17 protein-coding genes are annotated in these 20,445 nt (G+C 73.3%); 4 read left to right on the top strand and 13 right to left on the bottom strand.

Annotated elements, in window-relative coordinates; translation table 11 throughout:
• Positions 1–101: 101 nt before the first annotated feature.
• The 7 genes from NFS20_RS06075 to pflB form a co-directional block, all read right to left on the bottom strand.
• Positions 102–857: a PIG-L deacetylase family protein gene (locus tag NFS20_RS06075; protein ID WP_251150851.1), complete on the bottom strand. Its 756-nt coding sequence runs from the start codon at positions 855–857 to the stop codon at positions 102–104.
• A 40-nt stretch (positions 858–897) separates the two neighbouring features.
• On the bottom strand, positions 898–1,194 hold the full coding sequence (locus tag NFS20_RS06070) for a hypothetical protein (RefSeq protein WP_251150850.1): 297 nt from the start codon (positions 1,192–1,194) through the stop codon (positions 898–900).
• A 49-nt stretch (positions 1,195–1,243) separates the two neighbouring features.
• Complete coding sequence (locus tag NFS20_RS06065) at positions 1,244–3,460, bottom strand: DEAD/DEAH box helicase (RefSeq protein ID WP_251150849.1); 2,217 nt, start codon at positions 3,458–3,460, stop codon at positions 1,244–1,246.
• The gene (locus tag NFS20_RS06060) at positions 3,457–3,843 is read right to left on the bottom strand and encodes a type II toxin-antitoxin system death-on-curing family toxin (RefSeq protein WP_251150848.1); all 387 of its coding nucleotides are present in this window, start codon (positions 3,841–3,843) and stop codon (positions 3,457–3,459) included. Before NFS20_RS06060 ends, NFS20_RS06065 begins: the two co-directional genes overlap by 4 nt.
• Positions 3,844–3,845: 2 nt before the next feature.
• Positions 3,846–4,043 carry a hypothetical protein gene (locus NFS20_RS06055; RefSeq protein WP_251150847.1) on the bottom strand — a complete coding sequence of 66 codons (198 nt, stop codon included), beginning with the start codon at positions 4,041–4,043 and terminating at the stop codon, positions 3,846–3,848.
• A 122-nt stretch (positions 4,044–4,165) separates the two neighbouring features.
• The gene (gene pflA / locus NFS20_RS06050) at positions 4,166–5,152 is read right to left on the bottom strand and encodes a pyruvate formate-lyase-activating protein (RefSeq protein ID WP_251150846.1); all 987 of its coding nucleotides are present in this window, start codon (positions 5,150–5,152) and stop codon (positions 4,166–4,168) included.
• A gap of 27 nt (positions 5,153–5,179) precedes the next feature.
• On the bottom strand, positions 5,180–7,471 hold the full coding sequence (gene pflB, locus NFS20_RS06045; RefSeq protein ID WP_251150845.1) for a formate C-acetyltransferase: 2,292 nt from the start codon (positions 7,469–7,471) through the stop codon (positions 5,180–5,182).
• A gap of 331 nt (positions 7,472–7,802) precedes the next feature.
• On the opposite strand from pflB, the gene NFS20_RS06040 reads away from it, so the two are divergent.
• A complete protein-coding gene (locus NFS20_RS06040) occupies positions 7,803–8,900 on the top strand; it encodes a carboxylate-amine ligase (protein ID WP_251150844.1) in 1,098 nt (365 codons plus the stop codon).
• 7 nt (positions 8,901–8,907) lie between these two features.
• On the opposite strand, the gene NFS20_RS06035 is transcribed toward NFS20_RS06040, so the two are convergent.
• Together NFS20_RS06035 and dxs are read right to left on the bottom strand one after the other, a co-directional pair.
• Complete coding sequence (locus NFS20_RS06035) at positions 8,908–9,597, bottom strand: HAD family hydrolase (RefSeq protein ID WP_251150843.1); 690 nt, start codon at positions 9,595–9,597, stop codon at positions 8,908–8,910.
• 213 nt (positions 9,598–9,810) lie between these two features.
• A complete protein-coding gene (dxs, locus tag NFS20_RS06030; RefSeq protein WP_251150842.1) occupies positions 9,811–11,742 on the bottom strand; it encodes a 1-deoxy-D-xylulose-5-phosphate synthase in 1,932 nt (643 codons plus the stop codon).
• 213 nt (positions 11,743–11,955) lie between these two features.
• Between dxs and guaB1 the strand changes: the two genes are divergently transcribed.
• The 3 genes from guaB1 to NFS20_RS06015 are packed head-to-tail and all read left to right on the top strand — an operon-like array spanning position 11,956 to position 15,097.
• Entirely contained in the window at positions 11,956–13,407 is a 1,452-nt protein-coding gene (guaB1, locus tag NFS20_RS06025) for a GMP reductase (RefSeq protein ID WP_251150841.1), read from the top strand.
• Positions 13,404–14,126, top strand: coding sequence for an NUDIX hydrolase (locus NFS20_RS06020; RefSeq protein WP_251150840.1), 723 nt, complete (start codon positions 13,404–13,406; stop codon positions 14,124–14,126). The genes guaB1 and NFS20_RS06020 overlap by 4 nt, the downstream gene beginning before the upstream one ends.
• Before the next feature lie 50 nt (positions 14,127–14,176).
• A complete protein-coding gene (locus tag NFS20_RS06015; protein ID WP_251150839.1) occupies positions 14,177–15,097 on the top strand; it encodes an aminoglycoside phosphotransferase family protein in 921 nt (306 codons plus the stop codon).
• 56 nt (positions 15,098–15,153) lie between these two features.
• Here NFS20_RS06015 and NFS20_RS06010 read toward each other — a convergent pair whose 3' ends face one another.
• The 4 genes from NFS20_RS06010 to NFS20_RS05995 all read right to left on the bottom strand — a co-directional run bounded on the left by NFS20_RS06010 (position 15,154) and on the right by NFS20_RS05995 (position 20,400).
• Positions 15,154–15,615: a DUF1801 domain-containing protein gene (locus NFS20_RS06010; protein WP_251150838.1), complete on the bottom strand. Its 462-nt coding sequence runs from the start codon at positions 15,613–15,615 to the stop codon at positions 15,154–15,156.
• 135 nt (positions 15,616–15,750) lie between these two features.
• Entirely contained in the window at positions 15,751–18,570 is a 2,820-nt protein-coding gene (locus NFS20_RS06005) for an aconitate hydratase (RefSeq protein ID WP_251150837.1), read from the bottom strand.
• A gap of 218 nt (positions 18,571–18,788) precedes the next feature.
• Positions 18,789–19,004: a hypothetical protein gene (locus NFS20_RS06000; RefSeq protein WP_251150836.1), complete on the bottom strand. Its 216-nt coding sequence runs from the start codon at positions 19,002–19,004 to the stop codon at positions 18,789–18,791.
• Between the two features lie 67 nt (positions 19,005–19,071).
• Entirely contained in the window at positions 19,072–20,400 is a 1,329-nt protein-coding gene (locus NFS20_RS05995) for a class I SAM-dependent RNA methyltransferase (protein WP_251150835.1), read from the bottom strand.
• Positions 20,401–20,445 lie beyond the last annotated feature (45 nt).

Below are 20,445 nucleotides of genomic sequence, written 5' to 3'. Positions count from 1 at the left end.
GTGCCGATCGTGTCGTGGCCCGTCCGGAGCTCCGGACGGGCCACGGCCGCCTGGTCGACGGTGACGAGGGCCTGGTCGCGGACGACGCCGACCGGGCAGCCTCAGTCCCAGGTCAGCCTGACGACCTCGAACGTCGTCGCGTGCTCGACGCCGAGCGCCTGGCCCGCGGGCCGGGTCATGGACCCGAGGAACTCGGCCGGGTCGAAGCCCTCCCAGCCGAGGCCGTCGAGATACGCGGCGTGCGCCGCGAGGGACGCGACGCCCGCGTCGAACGTCGCGCTGACGTCGACGACGTGCGTCGCCGTGGGCGAGCCGGAGACCCACACCTGCTCGACGCCGCCCCACGGCTCGAGCCCCTCGTCCTCCACCTGGTCCCGGAAGATCCAGCGGTTGCCCGCGTCGCGCACGGCGTCGAGGACCGCACGGCCGGTCGCGACGTGGTCGGCCTGGTTCGGGACGCCGTTCGGGAACGCCTCCCGGTGGTTCCCCGTGATCACCACGTCCGGACGGTGACGCCGCACGACCCGGGCGATCTCGCGCCGCAACGGCACGCCGTACTCGAGCACACCGTCGGGCAGACCGAGGAACTCGACCTCGTCGACGCCCACGAGCCGCGCCGACTCCACCTGCTCGGCCTCGCGGATCCCGCGCGCGACGTCGGGGTCCATGCCGTCGATGCCCGCCTCGCCGCTCGTCACCATGCAGTACACGACGCGCTTGCCCTGACCGGTCCACCGTGCGACGGCAGCGGCCGCGCCGAACTCCATGTCGTCGGGGTGCGCGACGACCGCGAGCGCCGTCGACCAGGTCTCGGGCAACGGGGTGAGCGTGACGGGTTCCTGGGCTTCGGTGGTCATACGGTCACGGTAGGGCCCGGTACTGCATACCGCACCCGGCCTACTCGAGCCCGCGGTGCTCCGCCCACCGGCGCGACGCGGCGGTGGCGCCCGCCTCGATCAGCGCGGCGAGCTCGGGGCGGTCCGGGACGCGGAACGAGACGTAGCCGCCGCGGCCGCCGGCGACGGGCCGGCCGTACGCCTTGGCCGCGAGGTGACCGTCCGGCAGGAGGCGGACCGTGATCGTCTGCAGCTGGAAGACCTCGCCGCGACGCTCGTCGGTCCAGCGGAGGTCGTCGGGGACGGTGACGTTGATCGCGAGAGCGCCCACCTGGACGTCGGGTGTGGTGTCGGGCATCAGCCCATCCTCGTCGACGGCGTGCGTGCCCCGCAGCACGGCGCGTCGGTCAGAGCCCGTCGACGACCGCATCCTCGACCGACGTGACGCGCGGGTCGACGACGAGCCGCGCCCGTTCCGCGGCGACGATCGTCCGCGCGAGCGCAGCCTCCGACACGTCGACGGCGCCCGCGACCTCCTCGGCGAGCGCGCTGCGCCGCGCGTACGCGTCGAAGAGCCGCGCCTTGGTGTCGAGGATCCGCACGAGGTGCTCGTCGACGCTGTCCTGCGTGAGCAGCCGGTGGACCTGCACGGTCTCGACCTGACCCATGCGGTGTGCGCGGGCGATCGCCTGCGCCTCCGTGGTCGGCTTGGTCTGCGGCTCGCAGAGCACGACGACGGACGCCGCCTGCAGGTTGAGGCCCACTCCCCCGACGTCGATCTGGCTGACGAGCGCACGCGGGACCGGCGAGGCGGTGAAGTCGTCGACGATCGTCTGCCGCGCCGCAGCGGGCACCGACCCGGAGAGCGGGCCGACGGCGAGGTCGCCGAGCACCCGCGCGACGAGGTCGACGACGTCGCGGAAGAAGGAGAACACGACGACCTTGCGCCCGTTCTGCGTCGCCTCGGCCACGATCTCGACCAGGCGACGCACCTTCGCCGAGTCCTCGGCGTGCTCCACGGCGAACGCCGCGCGCCGCATCGCCATGAACCCGCCGGTCGCGACCGCCTCCCGGTACGCCGCGCCGTCGACCGCGCCGAGGTCCTCCCACTCGTCGACCTGGACGAGCTCGGGCAGCTCCTCGAGGACGTCCTCGGCGTTGCGGCGCAGGTAGGCCGGCGCGACGGCCCGGCGGAACGCCTCGGGGCCCGCAGCACCCGCGGCGGCGTCGAGGCCGGCGGCGAGCTCCGGATGCAGGTAGCCCACGAGCGTGCGGAACTCCTCGACGCGGTTCTCCATCGCCGTCCCCGTGAGGAGAAGCACGTGTGGCGTCCCGGCCGCGAGCGCGGCGACGGCGAGCGAACGCTTGGCCTCCGGGTTCTTGACGTAGTGCGCCTCGTCGACCACGACGACGGCCGGCCCCGACGCCAGGAACGTCTCGGTCCCCGCGGCGCGCAGCCCCGCGAACGTCGTGACCGCGACGCCACCGCGTGCGCGCCATGCCGTCTCCGCCTCCTCGCGCGCCTCGCCGTGCAGCGCGTGGACCGTGAGGTCGGCGTGCGCGCGCAGCTCGCGCACCCAGTTCGTCAGCACGCTCGCGGGGCACACGACGACGGCGTGCGTCGCGCCGCCCGCGACGAGGTGCGCGATGACGGCGATCGCCTGGACGGTCTTGCCGAGGCCCATCTCGTCGCCGAGGATCGCGCGCCGCTGAGCCAGCGCGAACCGTGCGCCGAACGCCTGGTACCCGCGCAGCGAAGCGCGGAGCAGCGTCTCGTCGAGCGCCTGCGTCTGGACGCGCTCGACGAGCTCCGCCGGCAGGTGACCCTCGGTCGCGGCGAGATCCCGTCCCGTGGGGGCGACGCCGTCGAGCAGCGCGTAGTACGCGGCGGAGCGGCGGCGGAAGTCCTCCCAGACGTCGTACGGCCGGCCGGGCTCGGCCAGCAGCGCGACGACCCGGCGCGCGTCCTCGGCGAGGCCCGTGGCGCGCGCCTCGTCGCCCAGCGCGGAGAGGGTCGCGACGGCGGCGAACGTCCGACGGCGACGCTCCCCCCACGCGAAGAAGCGGCGGGTCCTGCTCGCCGCGACGCGGGCGTCGTCGTGCACGCGCTCGTGCTCGGCGAGCGCGCGTCGCGCCTGGTCGCCGTACCGCGCGAGGGCGGCCTCGGCCTGGTCGAGCGAGTGCAGCGCCTGGACGAGCGCTGTCGCGACGGGATCGGTCGGGGTGAGGTCGATGCGGAACCGCAGGCTCTCGCGCACGGCGCGCGCCACCTGCTCCGCAGCGGCGAGCAGGTGGGTCGCGGTCTGCGGGCCGATGCCCGGGACGCGTTCGAGCCCCCTGCGGCCGAGGCGTGCGACCTCGCCGACCGTCGCGACCCCGGCGTCGGTGAGCGTGCCGAGGCGCAGCCGCTCGCGCGTCACGTCGCGCAGCGCCGCCACGTCGACGCCGTCGAGATGGGCGAGGACCTTCTCCTCGCGGCTGTCCCCGAACGCCGCACGGACGTGCTCGCGCGCCACCGACGGCGCACCGAGGAACCGCTCGAGCAACGCGGCGAGCGCATCCCCGTCGTCGACGGCCTTCCGCGCCGCTGCCACGTCACGGCGCGGCGGCACGTCCTCGGTCACGTCTCGCTGCGGATCACGCAGGCTGCGAGCCTGGCCGCGACGGTCGGCACGTCCTCGACCTCGCCGGCGGCGATCTGGATGACAAGGTCGTACGCGTCGTCCTGCGGCATGGCGAGTCGCGCACCGTTCAGAGCGTAGAAGAGCCGCGCCCCGACCCAGCCGAGGCGCTTGTTCCCGTCGATGAGTGCGTGATTCTTCGTCAGCGAGAGCAGCAGAGCAGCGGCCTTCTCGTCGAGCCCCGGATACGCCTCCACACCGAACATGGACGCCCCGGGGCGCGCGAGAGCCGACGAGAGCAGCCCGTAGTCCCGCACGGCTGCGGGAGCACCCAGAAAGGCGTCCGCAGCGGCGAGCAGGTCGTCCTCGTCCAGGTAGACGACCACTGCTACTGCGCGAGCCGGTCGAGGAGCTCGCGGTCCTCCTCGACGATCTGCGCGATGAGCCGGTCGCGCAGCTCCCGCCGTTTGGCGTCGTACTCCACGACGGCGCGGCCGACCGCGACGTTCGCCGAGACGCCGTCCCGGCGCGCGATCCGTTCGAGCGCAGCCTGCGCCTCGTCGTCGAGCCGCAACGTCATGGCCATGGAAGCCTCCTGGTCGAAGTGATACCAGCACGGTACCACTCTGCCCGGAGACCGGCCTCGGTGACCACGACGACGCCCCACGTGACCTCTTCCAGGTCGTCGGCGCGCACCGTCAGCTGCGCTCAGTACGTCGTGAGGCCGTGCGCGCGGAACTGGTCGCGCACGCGGTCGGTCAGCTCTGCCGACGGTGCCGGCGCGTCCTCGAGCGCGTACGTGCGTCCGAGCGCGTCCCACTTGTCGCGGCCCATCTGGTGGAACGGGAGCACCTCGACGCGGGTCACCGTGCCGGGACGGGTCGCGTTCAGCGAGGCCGTGTACTCCGCGACCTTCTCGACGTTCTCCACGTCGTCCGTGAGGCCCGGGACGAGGACGAACCGCACCCACACCTCGGGCGCGTGCCCGTCGAGGCCGCGTTCGGCGATCCGGCGCCCGAACCGCAGGGTGGGCTCGAGGTCGCGGCTCGTCACACGACGGTAGGTCTCCGGGTCGCCCGACTTCACGTCGAGCAGCACGAGGTCGGTGTCGTCGAGCATCGCGTCGGTCGCGTTCGTGCCGAGGAAGCCCGACGTGTCGAGCGCGGTGTGCACGCCCATGGCCTTCGCGCCACGCAGGACCCGGGCGGCGAACGCGGGCTGCATGAGCACCTCGCCGCCCGAGAGCGTGAGCCCGCCGTGCGTCGCCCGGAAGACCGGCAGGTAGCGCCGCACGCGCGCGAGGAGACCGTCCGCGGTGACGGGCTTGCCGTCCTTCATCGCGAACGTGTCGGGGTTGTGGCAGTACAGGCACCGCAGCGGGCAGCCGTTGAGGAACACGGTCAGGCGCGTCCCCGGCCCGTCGACCGCGGTGACGAGCTCCCACGAGTGGACCGAGCCGAGCTCGCCCGCGCGCATCGCCGCGAGCTTGTCGGCCCGGTCCACGTCCGCGACCGTCAGCCCGTCCAGGCCTGCGCCCGCCCGGCGGGCGTGGCCCACCGGCGAGCCCGTCGTCGCGGGGTCCGCCGCGGCGTCCGGCACCTCGAGGCGCGTGGCGTCGTCGGGCGGCACGCTGCCCGCGGGGACGCCGCAGCCTCGCCCGGTGCGGGCGGCGGGGGCGGGAAGGGTGACGATCATCGGGTCTCCTCGTGGTGCGCGGTGCGGCTACAGCGCGCCGTGGAAGGTGCGCGACAGCACGTCGAGCTGCTGCTCGCGCGTGAGGCGGACGAAGTTCACCGCGTAGCCGGACACGCGGATCGTCAGCTGCGGGTAGTTCTCCGGGTGGTCCATGGCGTCCAGGAGCGTCTCGCGGTTCAGCACGTTGACGTTCATGTGGTAGCCATTCGAGCCGACGTACGCGTCGAGGAGGCCGGCGAGGTTGGTCACCTGCTCCTCCTTCGTCCGCCCGAGGCCGCTCGGCACCACGGTGTTGGTCAGCGAGATGCCGTCCTGCGCCTCGTCGTACGGGAGCTTCGCGACGGACAGCGCCGACGCCAGCATGCCGTGCGTGTCACGGCCGTTCATCGGGTTCGCGCCCGGGGCGAACGGCTCGCCGGCGCGGCGGCCGTCGGGCGTGTTGCCCGTCGCCTTGCCGTACACGACGTTCGAGGTGATCGTCAGGACCGACTGCGTCGGCACCGCGTCGCGGTAGGTCGGGTGCGTGCGCACCTTCGCCATGAACCGCTCCACGAGGTCGACGGCGATCTCGTCGGCCCGGTCGTCGTCGTTGCCGAAGGTGGGGAACTCGCCCTCGGTGTCGTAGTCGACGACGATCCCGCGCTCGTCGCGCACGACCTTCACGGTCGCGTAGCGGATCGCCGACAGCGAGTCCGCCGCGACGGAGAGGCCGGCGATGCCGCACGCCATCGTCCGCAGCACGTCCTTGTCGTGCAGCGCCATCTCGAGGCGCTCGTACGCGTACTTGTCGTGCGACCAGTGGATGCAGTCGAGCGCCTCGACGTACGTGGCGGCGAGCCAGTCCATCGTGGCGTCGAACTTCGACATGACGTCGTCGTAGTCGAGCACGTCGCCCTCGACAGGTGCCGCCACGGGCGAGACCTGCTTGCCGGAGACCTCGTCACGCCCGCCGTTGATCGCGTAGAGCAGCGTCTTGGCGAGGTTGACGCGCGCGCCGAAGAACTGCATCTGCTTGCCGACGCGCATCGGGGACACGCAGCACGCGATCGCCGCGTCGTCGCCCCACGCCGCACGGATGAGCTCGTCCGACTCGTACTGCACGGCGGACGTGTCGATCGACACCTGCGCGCAGTAGTCCTTGAACCCCTGCGGCAGCTCGGGGCTCCAGAAGACCGTCATGTTGGGCTCCGGTGCCGGGCCGAGGTTGTAGAGCGTCTGGAGGAACCGGAACGAGCTCTTCGTGACGAGCGGACGGCCGTCCTCGCCCATGCCGGCGATCGTCTCCGTGACCCACGTCGGGTCGCCGGAGAACAGCGCGTCGTACTCGGGCGTGCGCAGGAACCGCACGATGCGCAGCTTGATGACGAAGTCGTCGACGATCTCCTGCGCCTGCGACTCCGTGATGCGACCGGCCTCGAGGTCGCGGTCGATGAACACGTCGAGGAACGTCGACGTCCGCCCGAGCGACATCGCGGCGCCGTTCTGCTCCTTCACGGCGGCGAGGTAGGCGAAGTAGAGCCACTGCACGGCCTCGCGGGCGCTCGTCGCCGGGCCGGAGATGTCGTACCCGTAGGTCGCGGCCATCTCCTTGAGCTCGCCGAGCGCCCGGATCTGCTCCGCGTGCTCCTCGCGCTCGCGCGCCACCGTCTCGGTGAACGGGAGCGTGTCGAGCTCGAGCTTGTCGAGCGTCTTCGCCGCGACGAGGGCGTCGACGCCGTACAGCGCGACGCGGCGGTAGTCCCCGATGATCCGGCCGCGTCCGTAGGCGTCCGGGAGACCGGTGATGATGTGCGAGCTGCGGGCCGCGCGGACGTTCGGCGGGTAGACGTCGAACACCCCCTGGTTGTGGGTCTTGCGGTACTCGCTGAAGACCTTCTGCAGGGCCTCGTCGACCTCGTAGCCGTAGGTCTTCAGGGCGCCCTCGACCATGCGCCAGCCGCCGTTCGGCATGATCGCACGCCGGAGCGGCGCGTCGGTCTGCAGGCCGACGACGATCTCGTTGTCCCGGTCGATGTAGCCGGGCGCGTGCGCCGTGATGCCCGCGGGGGTGTGCGGGTCGACGTCGTAGACGCCCTTCTCGCGCTCCTCGGGGAACATCGCGGAGAGCGTCGCCCAGATGCCGGTCGTGCGCTCGGTCGGGCCCTCGAGGAACGAGGAGTCGCCCGTGTAGGGGCGGTAGTTGCGCTGGATGAAGTCGCGGACGTCGACGTGGTCGCGCCACGGACCGTCCACGAACCCCTCCCAGGCGGGGACGTGGGCGTCGTCGGTCTGCGGACGGGTCCCGCCCTGCGTGCGCGGTGCCTCGGAAACGCTGGTCATCGGTCCTCCTTCGTGCCTCACGCGCTGGTCCGCGCGCCGGCCGGTTCCCGGTAGCCCTGCCCCGGGCTCCGTCGCCACTTCCAGGCTAGGGACGTCCAGCCGTCCGTGGGGCGGTTCCGGGCGTCCCGGTGACCTAGGTCCCGAGCCGGGCGCGACGGGGAGGAACGGCGGGATCTCAACGATCCCGTCCCATTTCCACGCGCCACGGACCACCCTTGTGATCACCTTCACAAGGATGGTCGACGGCTCACCCCACGCCGCACGGCAGCGCCGCGCCCTGACGGACATCACCAGCGACGCGGGCGGGGCCGGTCCGTGTGACACTTCCCGGGTGACACGGACCGTAGGTGTGGAAGAAGAGTTCCTGCTCGTCGGCGAGGACGGCCGTCCCGTCGCCAAGGCCCAGGAGGCGCTGGAGGCGACGGGGACGTCGGACAAGGACGGCGGGACCGGCTCGCTCGAGTCGGAGTTCATGGAGGAGCAGCTCGAGACGGCGACGCACCCGCGCACCGAGCTGGAGGACCTCGCGAAGGAGATCCGCGCCGGACGGGCACGCGCCCAGGAGGCAGCCGACCGGGTCGGGGCCCGCGTCGCGGCGCTCTCCACGTCGCCGCTGCCGTTCGAGGGCACGACGGTGGCACGGCTGCGCTACCTCGAGGCCCGCGCCGCGTTCGGGCTGACCGCGCGCGAGCAGCTCACGAGCGGGTGCCACGTGCACGTCGCCGTCGCGGACGACACCGAGGGCGTCGCCGTGCTCGACCGGATCGGCCCCTGGCTCGCGACGCTGCTCGCCCTGAGCACCAACTCGCCCTACTGGCAGGGCGAGGACAGCGGCTACGCGAGCTTCCGGTCGCAGGTGTGGTCGCGGTGGCCCACCTCGGGGCCGGCGCGCTCGTTCGGCAGCCCGGAGGCGTACCACGACGCCGTCGCCTCCCTCGTCGCGACCGGCACCATCCTCGACCAGGCGATGGTGTACTTCGACGCGCGACTCTCGGCGCGGTACCCGACCGTCGAGATCCGCATCGCCGACGTGTGCCTCGACCCCGAGACCGCGACGCTCGTCGCGGCGCTCGCGCGCGGACTCGTCGAGACGTCGGCCCGCGAGGCGGCGGCGGGCACGGCGGCGCCCGAGCTGCGGCCCGAGCTCCTGCGCACCGCGTCGTGGCGCGCCGGGCGCTCGGGGCTCGCCGAAGACCTCGTCTCGCCGCTCACCTGGCGCCCCGCCCCCGCGCACGACGTCGTGGGGCAGCTCGTCGCGCACGTGCGGGACGCGCTCGTCGACACCGGCGACCTCGACACCGTGACCGAGCTGCTCGGACGGCTGTGGTCACGCGGCAACGGGGCCGCCCGGCAGCGCGAGTGGTTCGCCGAGTCGGGCGGGGACCTGCGGGTCGTCGTCGAGAAGGCGGTCGGGGTCACGCACTCCTGAGCGACCGCTAGAGCGGGGCGGGCGTCCCGGGGCCGGTCGCGGCGACCCGGGACGCCGCCGCCGCGAGCGCCAGCGTCTCGACCGTCGTCGCGCCGACGACGTCGGGCACCGGGCCGCCCGCCCAGGCGTGCCCGTGCGAGACCCAGGCCGTGCGGACGCCCGCCGCGCGACCCGCCGCGACGTCGAGGTGGGCGGCGTCGCCGACCATCCAGACCTCGCGCCGGTCGGCCGCGCCCGCGCCGATGCGCTCGAGCGCGATCTCGAGCAGGCGCGGGTCCGGCTTGGCGACCTGCTCCTCGTCGGAGACCACCACGTCGTCGACGTGCGGTGCGACGTCGCAGCGGGCGATCTTCCCGCGCTGCTGCGCGGACGTGCCGTTCGTCACGACGACGACGCGGTGCCCGTCCGCACGCAGCCCGTCGAGCGCGGCGAGCACGCCCGGGTACGCCTCGACGTGCTCGAGGATCCCCTGCCGGAAGCGCTCCACCACGGCGGGAAGCTCGTCCCGCCAGCCGAGCCGCTCGACGATCACGCGCGCGACGTCGGTCTTCGGGGCGTGCCCTCCCCGGTCCGCCGCCACGATCGCGGCGACGTCGGACTCGTCGCCGCCCACCTCGGCCACCGCGCCACGGGCCCAGGCGGCGAAGGCGACGTCGCGCCCGACCAGGGTGTTGTCGAGGTCCAGGAGCCAGATCATGGGCCCGACCGTAGCGCAGGTGGCCGCCACCCGGTCGAGCGGTCCGCGCGAGATCGGTCGCCGAGCGCGAGATCGGTCGCCGAGCGCGAGATCGGTCGCCGAGCGCGAGATCGGTCCTCCGGAGGACCGATCTCGCGCCGATGTGCCGATCTCGATGACGCAAGGCGACGAGCAGTGTCGTCGCGCACGTCGGGCGCGGCGAACCTGCGCGGTTCAGTCGCGCCCGAGCGCCGCGAGCCCGTCGAGCACGTCGCGGGCGACGTCGGCAGCCGTGAGGCGGAACGCCGTCACGACCTGGTCGCGGCTCGCGTGGTCGAGGAACTGCGCGGGCAGGCCGACCGCGTGGACCGGCGTGCGCACCCCCGACTCGAGGGCACGCTGCGCGAGCAGCGACCCGACGCCGCCGTCGGCGACGCCGTCCTCGACGCTCACGACGAGGTCGTGCTCGCCCACGAGCTTGACGAGCGCGCTCGGCATCGGCAGGACCCACGTCGGCGACGCGACCGTGACGTCCACGCCGTGCGTCGTGAGCGACTCCGCCGCCCCGAGCGCGACGCGCGCCATCGAGCCCAGACCGACGAGCAGGACGCGGCGACGCGGAGAGCCCTCTGCTGCGGCGCCGTCGCCCACCTGGGCCTCGTCCGCGCGGTCCGCGGGCACCGCGAGCAGGTCCACGCCGTCGACCGTGTCGAGCGCGGGCAGCGCCTCGGAGAGCGCGCCCTTCGGGTACCGCACGACGGTCGGGGCGTCGTCGACGTCCACGGCCTCGCGCAGCGCGGTCCGCAGGGTCTCCTCGTCGCGCGGCGCCGCGAGGCGCAGGCCGGGGACGATGCGCAGCATCGCCATGTCCCACATGCCGTTGTGGCTCGCGCCGTCGTCGCCGGTGATGCCCGCGCGGTCGAGCACGAAGGTCACGCCCGCCTTGTGCAGCGCGACGTCCATGAGGACCTGGTCGAACGCGCGGTTGAGGAACGTCGCGTACACGGCGACGACCGGGTGCAGCCCGGCGAACGCCATGCCCGCCGCGGACGTCGCGGCGTGCTGCTCGGCGATGCCCACGTCGAACGTGCGCTCGGGGAACGCCTGGGAGAACGGCTTGAGGCCCACCGGCTCGAGCATGGCCGCGGTGATCGCGACCACGTCGGACCGCCGACGGCCGATCTGGACGATCTCGTCCGCGAAGACGCTCGTCCAGCCGAACCGCGAGGGCGCGACGGGCAGCCCGGTCTCGGGGTGGATCTGGCCGACCGCGTGGAAGCGGTCCGCGACGTCCTGCTCGGCGGGCGAGTACCCGCGCCCCTTCTCGGTGATCGCGTGCACGAGCACGGGCGCGCCGTACGCCTTGGCGCGGCGCAGCGCGTGCTCCATCGCCTCGACGTCGTGGCCGTCGATCGGCCCGACGTACTTGATGCCGAGGTCCTCGAACATGCCCTGCGGCGCGACGACGTCCTTGAGACCCTTCTTCAGGCCGTGCAGCCACTCGTAGGCGAACCGCCCGGGCGCACCGGACCGGGTCAGCGTCCGCTTGCCCCACTGGAGGAAGCTCTCGTAGCCGCGCGTGGTGCGCAGGGTCGACAGGTGGTGCGCCATGCCGCCGATGGTCGGCGAGTAGGAGCGCCCGTTGTCGTTGACGACGACGATCAGCCGGCGGTCCTGCGACTCGGCGATGTTGTTGAGGGCCTCCCACGCCATGCCGCCCGTGAGCGCGCCGTCGCCGATGACGGCGACGACGTGGCGGTCCGTCAGGCCCCGCACGACGTTGGCCTTCGCGATCCCGTCGCCCCAGGACAGGGCGGTCGAGGCGTGCGAGTTCTCGACGACGTCGTGCTCGGACTCGGCGCGCGACGGGTATCCCGAGAGCCCGTCCTTCTTGCGCAGCGCGGAGAAGTCCTGGCGACCGGTCAGGAGCTTGTGCACGTAGGACTGGTGCCCCGTGTCGAACACGAACGTGTCCGTCGGCGACGAGAAGACGCGGTGCATCGCGATCGTCAGCTCGACCACGCCGAGGTTCGGGCCGAGGTGACCGCCCGTGCGCGACACGGACTCCACGAGGAAGTCGCGGATCTCGGCGGCGAGCTCGCGGGCCTGGGCCGGCGTCAGCCGTTGCACGTCCTCGGGGGAGGTGATCGTGCTCAACAGGCTCATGCAGTGCTCCGTTCCGTTCCCGTCCGACCAGCCCGACAACTCTAGGTGCTGCGCGGCGGTGCGCCGCGCACCGGTGCGCGGCGGGACGAGACCTTCACGCCATTGACGCACACTCCGTCGCGCGTCGCACCGGCGGCGGCCGCGCACGCGCACGCGATGGAACTCGAGTTCCGTACCGCGGACAACCCGGGCGACCACCGTAGGATGGGACCCATGCGCTTCCTGCCCGGCCAGACCCCCGCGACCGACCTCACCTACGGCGACGTCTTCCTCGTCCCGTCGCGCTCCGAGGTCACGTCCCGCTTCGACGTCGACCTCTCGTCGGCGGACGGCACGGGCACCACCGTCCCGCTCGTCGTCGCGAACATGACCGCGGTCGCCGGCCGCCGCATGGCGGAGACCGTCGCGCGGCGCGGCGGGATCGCGATCCTCCCCCAGGACGTCCCGACCGACGTCGTCGCCGACGTCGTCGCGGACGTCAAGTCCAAGGACCCCGTCATCGAGACGCCGGTCGTCGTCCGCCCGCACGACACCGTGCACACCGCGCTCACCCTCATCGGCAAGCGCGCCCACGGCGCGGCGGTCGTCGTCGACGACGGTCGCCCGGTCGGCGTCGTCACCGAGGCCGACTGCACCGGCGTCGACCGGTTCACGCAGGTCCACCAGGTGATGACCGACCACCCGCTCGTGCTCGACGCGTCGGTCCTCGACGGCGGGCGCGCCGGGCTCGAGGCCGCGTTCGACCAGCTCTACACAGCACGCCTCAAGGTCGCGCCCGTGACCCGCGACGGCGCGATCGTCGGCGTCCTCACGCGCAAGGGTGCGCTGCGCTCCTCCGTGTACACCCCGGCGCTGGACGCCGAGGGCCGCCTGCGCGTCGGCGCGGCGGTCGGGATCAACGGCGACGTCGCGGCCAAGACCAAGGAGCTGCTCGCCGCGGGCGTCGACGTGCTCGTGGTCGACACCGCGCACGGTCACCAGACGAAGATGCTCCAGGCCCTCGACGCCGTGCGGTCCGTCGCGCCGGACGTCCCGGTCGTCGCGGGCAACGTGGTCACCGCCGACGGCGTGCGCGACCTCGTCGCGGCGGGCGCCGACATCGTCAAGGTCGGCGTCGGCCCGGGCGCGATGTGCACGACGCGCATGATGACCGCCGTCGGGCGCCCCCAGTTCTCCGCTGTGTTGGAGTGCGCCGCGGCGGCGCGCGAGCTCGGCAAGCACGTCTGGGCCGACGGCGGGGTCCGCCACCCGCGCGACGTCGCCCTCGCGCTGGCCGCCGGTGCGTCGCAGGTGATGATCGGCTCGTGGTTCGCCGGGACCTACGAGTCCCCCGGCGACCTGCACGACGACGGCACCGGCCGTCTCTACAAGGAGAGCTTCGGCATGGCGTCGGCGCGGGCCGTGGCCGCGCGCACCGCGGGCGGCTCGCCCTTCGACCGCGCGCGCAAGGGCCTGTACGAGGAGGGCATCAGCTCCAGCCGGATGTTCCTCGACCCGCAGCGCCCCGGCGTCGAGGACCTGCTCGACGAGATCACGTCCGGGCTGCGGTCGTCGTGCACGTACGCGGGCGCCGCGGACCTGCAGCAGTTCGCCGAGCGCGCCGTCGTCGGCATCCAGTCCGCCGCGGGCTACGAGGAGGGCCGCCCGCTCCCCGTGAGCTGGTGACCTCGCTCGTGCCGGTGACCGAGGGCCCGACGGGCTCCCCCTCCGCCCGCGACCAGCTCGCCGCGCTCCCCCACGACGGCGGCGACTGGCCGTCGCCGTGGCGCGTCGCCGTCGGCGCGCTCGACGAGCGTGCGCGCCCGGCGGCCGTCCTCATGCTGTTCGGCGTCCTCGACGGCGTGCCGTCGGAGCACGCCGCCCGGGCCGTCGCGAGGGACCTCGACGTCCTCCTCCTCGCCCGCGCGACCACCCTCGGCCACCACCCGGGACAGGTCGCCTTCCCCGGCGGCCGCGTCGACCCGGGCGACGACGACGCCGTCGACGCCGCGCTGCGCGAGGCCGTCGAGGAGACCGGTCTGGACCGCTCCGGCGTCGAGGTGCTGGGGACGCTCGGCGAGCTCCCCGTCCCGGTGAGCAACCACCTCGTGACGCCCGTGCTCGGCTGGTGGGCCCGTCCCACGCCGGTCCGCGCGGTCGACGACGCCGAGTCGGCGCACGTGTTCCGCGTCCCGGTCGCGGACCTGCTCGACCCCGAGCGACGTCGCACGGTGACCGTGCGCCGGGGTCGCAGCGTGCACAGGAGCCCGGGGTTCCTCACCCGGGCCGACGGCCGCGACCACCTCGTCTGGGGCTTCACGGGTGGCCTGCTCGACGCGCTGTTCGACCGCCTCGGGTGGACCGAGCCCTGGGACCGGTCCCGCACGCTCGACGCGCCCCTCTGAGGTCGCTGTCCGGACGGCGGGACCTCCGGTAGCGTCGCGAGGTGCCTCTCATGCCCTCCGCCGAGGCCGACGTCACCGTCGACCTCGCCCGCGCCCTGCTCACCGCGCAGCACCCCGACCTCGCGGGACTGCCGATCGTCGTCGCCGCGAGCGGCTGGGACAACGTCGTGCTGCGCCTCGGCGACGACCTCGCGCTGCGGCTGCCGCGGCGCGCCGCCGCCGCGCAGCTCGTCGAGAACGAGCAGCGCTGGCTCCCCGCGCTCGCCCCGTCGCTGCCCGTCGCCGTCCCCGCACCCGTGCGTGTCGGGCGGCCGTCCGACGGGTCCGTCGCCCCGGTCTACCCGTGGTCGTGGAGCGTGGTCCCGTGGTTCGACGGCGTCCCCGCGTGGCGGGTGGAGCCCGCCGCGCGCCACGGGCTCGCCGGACCGCTCGCGGACGTCGTCGCGGCTCTCCACGTCCCCGCACCCGAGGACGCACCCGCCAACCCCTACCGGGGCGTCCCGCTCGCCACGCGCGACGCCGCCGTGCGCGAGCGTCTCGCCTCGGGTGCCGTACCCGAGCCCGGTCCGCTGCTCGACCTGTGGTCGCGCCTCTGCGGCACGCCCGACCGGGACGGTCCCGCCGTCTGGCTCCACGGGGACCTCCACCCGGCGAACCTGATCGCCACGCCGGGTGACGGGCCCAGCGCGGCCGGTGCCGCCTCCCTCGCCGCGGTGGTCGACTTCGGCGACGTCACGAGCGGAGACCCGGCGACCGACCTGGCGACCGCGTGGCTCACGTTCGACCCGCCCGCGCGCGCGACGTTCCGCGACCGCGTGACGACGGCGTGCGGTACCGACGACGCGACGTGGGACCGCTCGCTCGCGTGGGCCGTCCTGTTCACGTCGATCCTGCTGTCGCACTCCGACGACGCGCCGCACCTGCGGGCGATCGGCGAGCAGGCGCTCGCGCAGGTCCTCGCGGAGGAGTGACGCGGGCGCTCGACCGAGCGCCGGCGCCGGCCCGTCCGGACGTCGCGGACGCCGGCTCAGCCTGCCGGCTCGGCCGACGGCCCCGAGACGTGCCCGCGCACCGGCGTGCCCGTGACCGACGCGTACGACCGCCGCACGGTCTCCTCGAGCACGTCGAGGTCCACCTGGTCGAGGTCCTTGACGTAGAGGCAGCCCTTGCCGACCGTGTGGGGCCCCAGCCGGGCGAGCAGGTCGGCGTGCTCGGCGACGCCGTCGGCGAGGTAGATCGTCGTCGCCGCCTTGCGGGGCGAGAACCCCGCGGCGGCCATGTCACCCTCGCGGCCGCTCTCGTAACGGTAGTGGTACGTGCCGAACCCCACGATCGACGGGCCCCACAGTCGGGGTTCCTCGCCGGTGACCCGGGCCATCAGCGTGACGAGCCGCTGCGCGTCCCGTCGCCGGACCGGGTGATCGACCGCGGCGAGGAACGCCGGGACGTCCGCGTCCGTCGGCCGGGTCGCGTTCTCGCTCGCTGCCATGGTCCCAGTCTGCCCCCTTCCTGCCCGCAACGCGCAGACCGTGCAAGGACGACGGCGGGGCGCCCACCTCGAGAGGTGAGCGCCCCGCCGGGTGCGCGTGCGGCGTCGGGCAGACCCCGACGACCTGCTGGTGGGTCAGGCGACGAGCGAGCGCAGCACGTACTGCAGGATGCCGCCGTTGCGGTAGTAGTCCGCCTCGCCCGGGGTGTCGATGCGCACGACGGCGTCGAACTCGACGGTCGTGCCGTCACCCTTCGTGGCCGTGACCTTCACGGTCGAGGGCGTGCTGCCCTCGTTGAGGACCGTCACGCCGGCGATGTCGAACGTCTCGGTGCCGTCGAGCCCGAGCGACCCCGCGCTCTCGCCCGCCGGGAACTGCAGCGGCAGGACGCCCATGCCGATGAGGTTCGAGCGGTGGATGCGCTCGAAGCTCTCGGTGATGACGGCCTTCACGCCCAGGAGCGCGGTGCCCTTGGCGGCCCAGTCGCGCGACGAGCCGGAGCCGTACTCCTTGCCGCCGAGGATGACGAGCGGGGTGCCCTGGGCGGCGTAGTCCTGCGCGGCGTCGTAGATGGTGTCCTGGGCGTCCTTCACGAAGTTGTACGTGTAGCCGCCCTCGACGCCGTCGAGGAGCTGGTTGCGCAGGCGGATGTTCGCGAACGTGCCGCGGATCATGACCTCGTGGTTCCCGCGGCGCGAGCCGTAGGAGTTGAAGTCGCGACGGCCCACGCCGTGCTCGGCGAGGTACTTGCCGGCCGGCGAGTCCGCCTTGATGGCGCCCGCGGGGCTGATGTGGTCCGTCGTCACCGAGTCTCCGAGCTTCGCGAGCACGCGAGCGCCCGAGATGTCGGTGACGGGCGACGGCTCGGCCGCCATGCCGTCGAAGTACGGGGGCTTGCGCACGTAGGTCGACTCGGTGTCCCACTCGAACGTGTCGCCCTCGGGCGTCTCGAGCGCGCGCCACCGGTCGTCGCCCGTGAAGACGTCCGCGTAGTCCTTGGTGAACATGTCACGGTCGATCGAGGAGTCGATCGTCGCCTGCACGTCCTCGGGCGAGGGCCAGATGTCCTTGAGGAACACCGGCTCGCCGTGCGGGTCGGTGCCGAGCGGCTCGCCCTCGAAGTCGAAGTCCATCGTGCCGGCGAGCGCGTAGGCGATGACGAGCGGCGGCGAGGCGAGGTAGTTCATCTTCACGTCGGGGTTGATGCGGCCCTCGAAGTTGCGGTTGCCCGAGAGCACCGAGACGACCGACAGGTCGTGCTCGTTGACCGACGCGGAGATCTCCTCGGCGAGCGGACCCGAGTTGCCGATGCACGTGGCGCAGCCGTAGCCCACGAGGTGGAAGCCGAGCTTCTCGAGGTACGGCCAGAGGCCGGACTTCTCGTAGTAGTTCGTCACGACCTGCGAGCCCGGAGCCATCGAGGTCTTGACCCACGGCTTCGACGCGAGCCCGCGGTCGACCGCGTTCTTCGCGAGCAGCGCCGCGGCGAGCATGACCGAGGGGTTCGACGTGTTCGTGCACGACGTGATCGAGGCGATGACGACGTGCCCGTGGTCGAGCTCCGTCGTCGTGCCGTCACCGAGCGTCACCGGGACGACCTTGTGCGGACGCGTGGCGCTGTCGCCGTGGCCGGGGGCGACCGGGTGGTCGGACTCGTTGTCGTGCGCGGCCGCCGCGATCGGGTCGGACGCCGGGAAGGTCTCCTCGACGGACTCGTCGAGCCCGGTGAAGGGCGCGGCCTCCTCGGCGCCGACGTAGTCGAGGATCGCCGAGGCGAACGACTCCTTGGCCTCGGTGAGCTCGATGCGGTCCTGAGGCCGCTTCGGGCCGGCGATCGACGGGACGACCGTCGAGAGGTCGAGCTCGAGGTACTCGGAGAACGCCGGCTCGACATAGGTCGCCGCCGTCGGGTCGAGCCACAGGCCCTGCTCCTTGGCGTACGCCTCGACGAGCGCGAGCTGCTCCTCGCTGCGGCCCGTGAGACGCAGGTAGTCGAGGGTCACGCCGTCGATCGGGAAGATCGCCGCGGTCGAGCCGAACTCGGGGCTCATGTTGCCGATGGTCGCGCGGTTCGCGAGCGGCACCTGGGCCACGCCCTCGCCGTAGAACTCGACGAACTTCCCGACGACGCCGTGCTGGCGCAGCATCTGTGTGATCGTGAGCACCACGTCGGTCGCGGTCACGCCCGCCGGGATGGAGCCGGAGAGCTTGAAGCCGACGACGCGCGGGATGAGCATCGACACGGGCTGGCCGAGCATGGCCGCCTCGGCCTCGATGCCGCCGACGCCCCAGCCGAGCACGCCGAGGCCGTTGACCATCGTCGTGTGCGAGTCGGTGCCGACGCACGTGTCGGGGTAGGCGCGGAGGACCCCGTCGACCTCACGCGTCATGATCGTCCGTGCGAGGAACTCGATGTTCACCTGGTGCACGATGCCGGTGCCCGGGGGGACGACCTTGAAGTCGTCGAACGCCGTCTGGCCCCAGCGCAGGAACTGGTAGCGCTCGTGGTTGCGCTCGTACTCGATCTCGACGTTGCGCTCGAACGCGTCGGGGCGGCCCGCGACGTCGATCTGCACGGAGTGGTCGATGACCATCTCGGCGGGCGCGAGCGGGTTGATGCGCGACGGGTCGCCGCCGAGGTCGACGACGGCCTCGCGCATCGTCGCGAGGTCGACGACGCAGGGGACGCCCGTGAAGTCCTGCATGATCACGCGCGCGGGCGTGAACTGGATCTCGGTGTCGGGCTGCGCCGCGGGGTCCCACGACGCGAGCGCGCGCACGTGGTCGGCGGTGATGTTGGCGCCGTCCTCCGTGCGCAGGAGGTTCTCGGCGAGGATCTTCAGGCTGTACGGGAGGCGTTCGACACCCTCGACGGCGGACAGGCGGAAGATCTCGTACGAGCTCCCACCGACCTCCAGTGTTCCCTTCGACCCGAACGTGTCGACGCTGCTCACTCGTGGCTCCTTCGTGGCGAGACGGTGGCACGGATGCCATGGTTCTGGGGGGCTTCGCCCAGCCTACGCCGGGCCGGTGCGGCGGTCCGGCCGGGGTCGCGCGCACGTCGAGCGCTCGCGTCCGTCGGCGCCGGGACCAGCACCGCGACCAGCATAGCGCACATATCTTGACGTCAAGATATCTACCGGACACACAAGCTGCAGGTCAGGTCCGGTCGTCAGAGGTCGCAGTCGCACAGCACGTTCAGCTCGACGACCTGCTCGCCCTCCTCGGGCCGGGCCCACGCCTCGGCGTCGGCGCGCGACGCGAACGCGCGACCGGCGAGCCTGCCGTTCGGCAGCAGCACCCCGACGCCCACGACGTCGCGGACGTCGTCCGGCTGCGCCGACCTCCCGGACTGCCGGGTCGACCCCTCCCGCACCTGCTCGCCCATCTCCGTGCTCCCGTCCGCCCTCGCCGGCCGCGCGACGACGACCGGACGGTCCAGGGCTCCTGACTGCTCAACGCTCGAGGACCGCGACCGCTTCCAGGTGGTGCGTGTGCGGGAAGAGGTCGAACGCCCGCAGGCTGCGCAGGTCGTAGCCGTGCTCGCCGAGATACGCGACGTCCCGCGCCAGTGCGGCAGGGTCGCACGCGACGTACACGACGCGCCCGGCACCCGTCCCGGCGACCGCCTCCACGACGGCGCGGCCTGCACCGACACGCGGCGGGTCGAGCACGACGACGTCCGCTCCCCCGCGCGCCACGGCGTCCGCACCCTCACCGCGCCCGGTGAGCACGTGCTCGACCGGACCGTGGTTGAGCTGGACGTTCTCCACGCCGTGCGCGTTGCGCCGCGCGTCGCGCACGGCCCGCTCGTCACCCTCGACGGCGACGACGGCCCCGCTCGCCCCGACCGCCGCCGCGAGCGGCAGCGTGAAGAGACCGGCGCCCGAGTAGAGGTCGAGGACACGCGCGCCGTCGACGTCGCCCACTCCGGCCAGGACCGCGTCCGCGAGCGCGGCGGGGGCGCGGTGGTGCACCTGCCAGAAGCCGTCGGCCGCGACGCGGTACGCGTGCTCTCGACCGCCCACCGTCACGTGCTCGACGACGCTGCGTCGCGCGTTGGTCCGCTTGTCCAGGGACCCCCCGCGCCACGGCTCGCCGTCGACCAGGAGCAGCGGGGCGGAGCCGGTCGGGGCGACGAGCTCGAGGCGCGTCCCGGGGCGCCAGCGTCGCGTCCAGACCTTCTCCTGCTCGGCCAGCCCTGCGACCTCGTCGGTCGCGAGCGGCATCGCGTCGAGCGCGACGACGTCGTGCGAGCGGAACCGGTGCATCCCGGCGTGACCGTCGTCGTCGGCCACGAGGTCGATGCGCGTGCGGTAGCCGAGGCCGCCGGACTCGTCGTCTCCCGGCAGACCCTCGACCTCCACCTGAAGGTCAGGCCGGGCGTCGAGATCGAGGCGCGCGAGGCGCCGCAGCTGTTCGGCGAGCACGTCGCCCTTCCAGCGGCGCTGGGCAGGGAGGGCGACGTGCCCGAGCTCGCCGCCGCCGACGCCGCCGGGACCCGCCTCCGGCCACACGGACGGCACCCGGTCGGGCGAGGGCTCGAGGATCTCGACGGCGTCCGCGCGCCAGAACTTCGAACCCTCGCCCCCCTCGGTCACGCGTGCGCGGACGCGCTCGCCGGGCAGCGTGTGCCGCACGAAGACCACACGACCGTCGTGGCGGGCGACGCAGTGCCCACCGTGCGCGACGGGACCGACCTCGACCTCCATCTCGACCTCGACCTCAGGTCGAGGGTTCGGACGGGTACGTGCTGCGGCGCGGCCGCGCGGGGAGGAGGGCATGCCACCCAGTATCCCCGGTGGCTCCCCGCGCGGCGGCCCTCAGCG

Origin of the sequence: Cellulosimicrobium sp. Marseille-Q4280, from assembly GCF_943181405.1 — a bacterium.
In the GTDB taxonomy this organism is placed as follows: Bacteria; Actinomycetota; Actinomycetes; order Actinomycetales; family Cellulomonadaceae; genus Cellulosimicrobium.
Note: the sequence above shows the minus strand (reverse complement) of the source record. Positions and strands in the feature narration are given on the sequence as shown.

Bases quoted from the DNA above. Each gene is read 5' to 3' on its own strand.
- NFS20_RS06075 (WP_251150851.1), bottom strand. From the start codon at position 857: ATGACCACCGAAGCCCAGGAACCCGTCACGCTCACCCCGTTGCCCGAG.
- NFS20_RS06070 (WP_251150850.1), bottom strand. From the start codon at position 1,194: ATGCCCGACACCACACCCGACGTCCAGGTGGGCGCTCTCGCGATCAAC.
- NFS20_RS06055 (WP_251150847.1), bottom strand. From the start codon at position 4,043: ATGGCCATGACGTTGCGGCTCGACGACGAGGCGCAGGCTGCGCTCGAA.
- pflA (WP_251150846.1), bottom strand. From the start codon at position 5,152: ATGATCGTCACCCTTCCCGCCCCCGCCGCCCGCACCGGGCGAGGCTGC.
- pflB (WP_251150845.1), bottom strand. From the start codon at position 7,471: ATGACCAGCGTTTCCGAGGCACCGCGCACGCAGGGCGGGACCCGTCCG.
- NFS20_RS06035 (WP_251150843.1), bottom strand. From the start codon at position 9,597: ATGATCTGGCTCCTGGACCTCGACAACACCCTGGTCGGGCGCGACGTC.
- dxs (WP_251150842.1), bottom strand. From the start codon at position 11,742: ATGAGCCTGTTGAGCACGATCACCTCCCCCGAGGACGTGCAACGGCTG.
- guaB1 (WP_251150841.1), top strand. From the start codon at position 11,956: ATGCGCTTCCTGCCCGGCCAGACCCCCGCGACCGACCTCACCTACGGC.
- NFS20_RS06015 (WP_251150839.1), top strand. From the start codon at position 14,177: ATGCCCTCCGCCGAGGCCGACGTCACCGTCGACCTCGCCCGCGCCCTG.
- NFS20_RS06010 (WP_251150838.1), bottom strand. From the start codon at position 15,615: ATGGCAGCGAGCGAGAACGCGACCCGGCCGACGGACGCGGACGTCCCG.
- NFS20_RS06000 (WP_251150836.1), bottom strand. From the start codon at position 19,004: ATGGGCGAGCAGGTGCGGGAGGGGTCGACCCGGCAGTCCGGGAGGTCG.
- NFS20_RS05995 (WP_251150835.1), bottom strand. From the start codon at position 20,400: ATGCCCTCCTCCCCGCGCGGCCGCGCCGCAGCACGTACCCGTCCGAAC.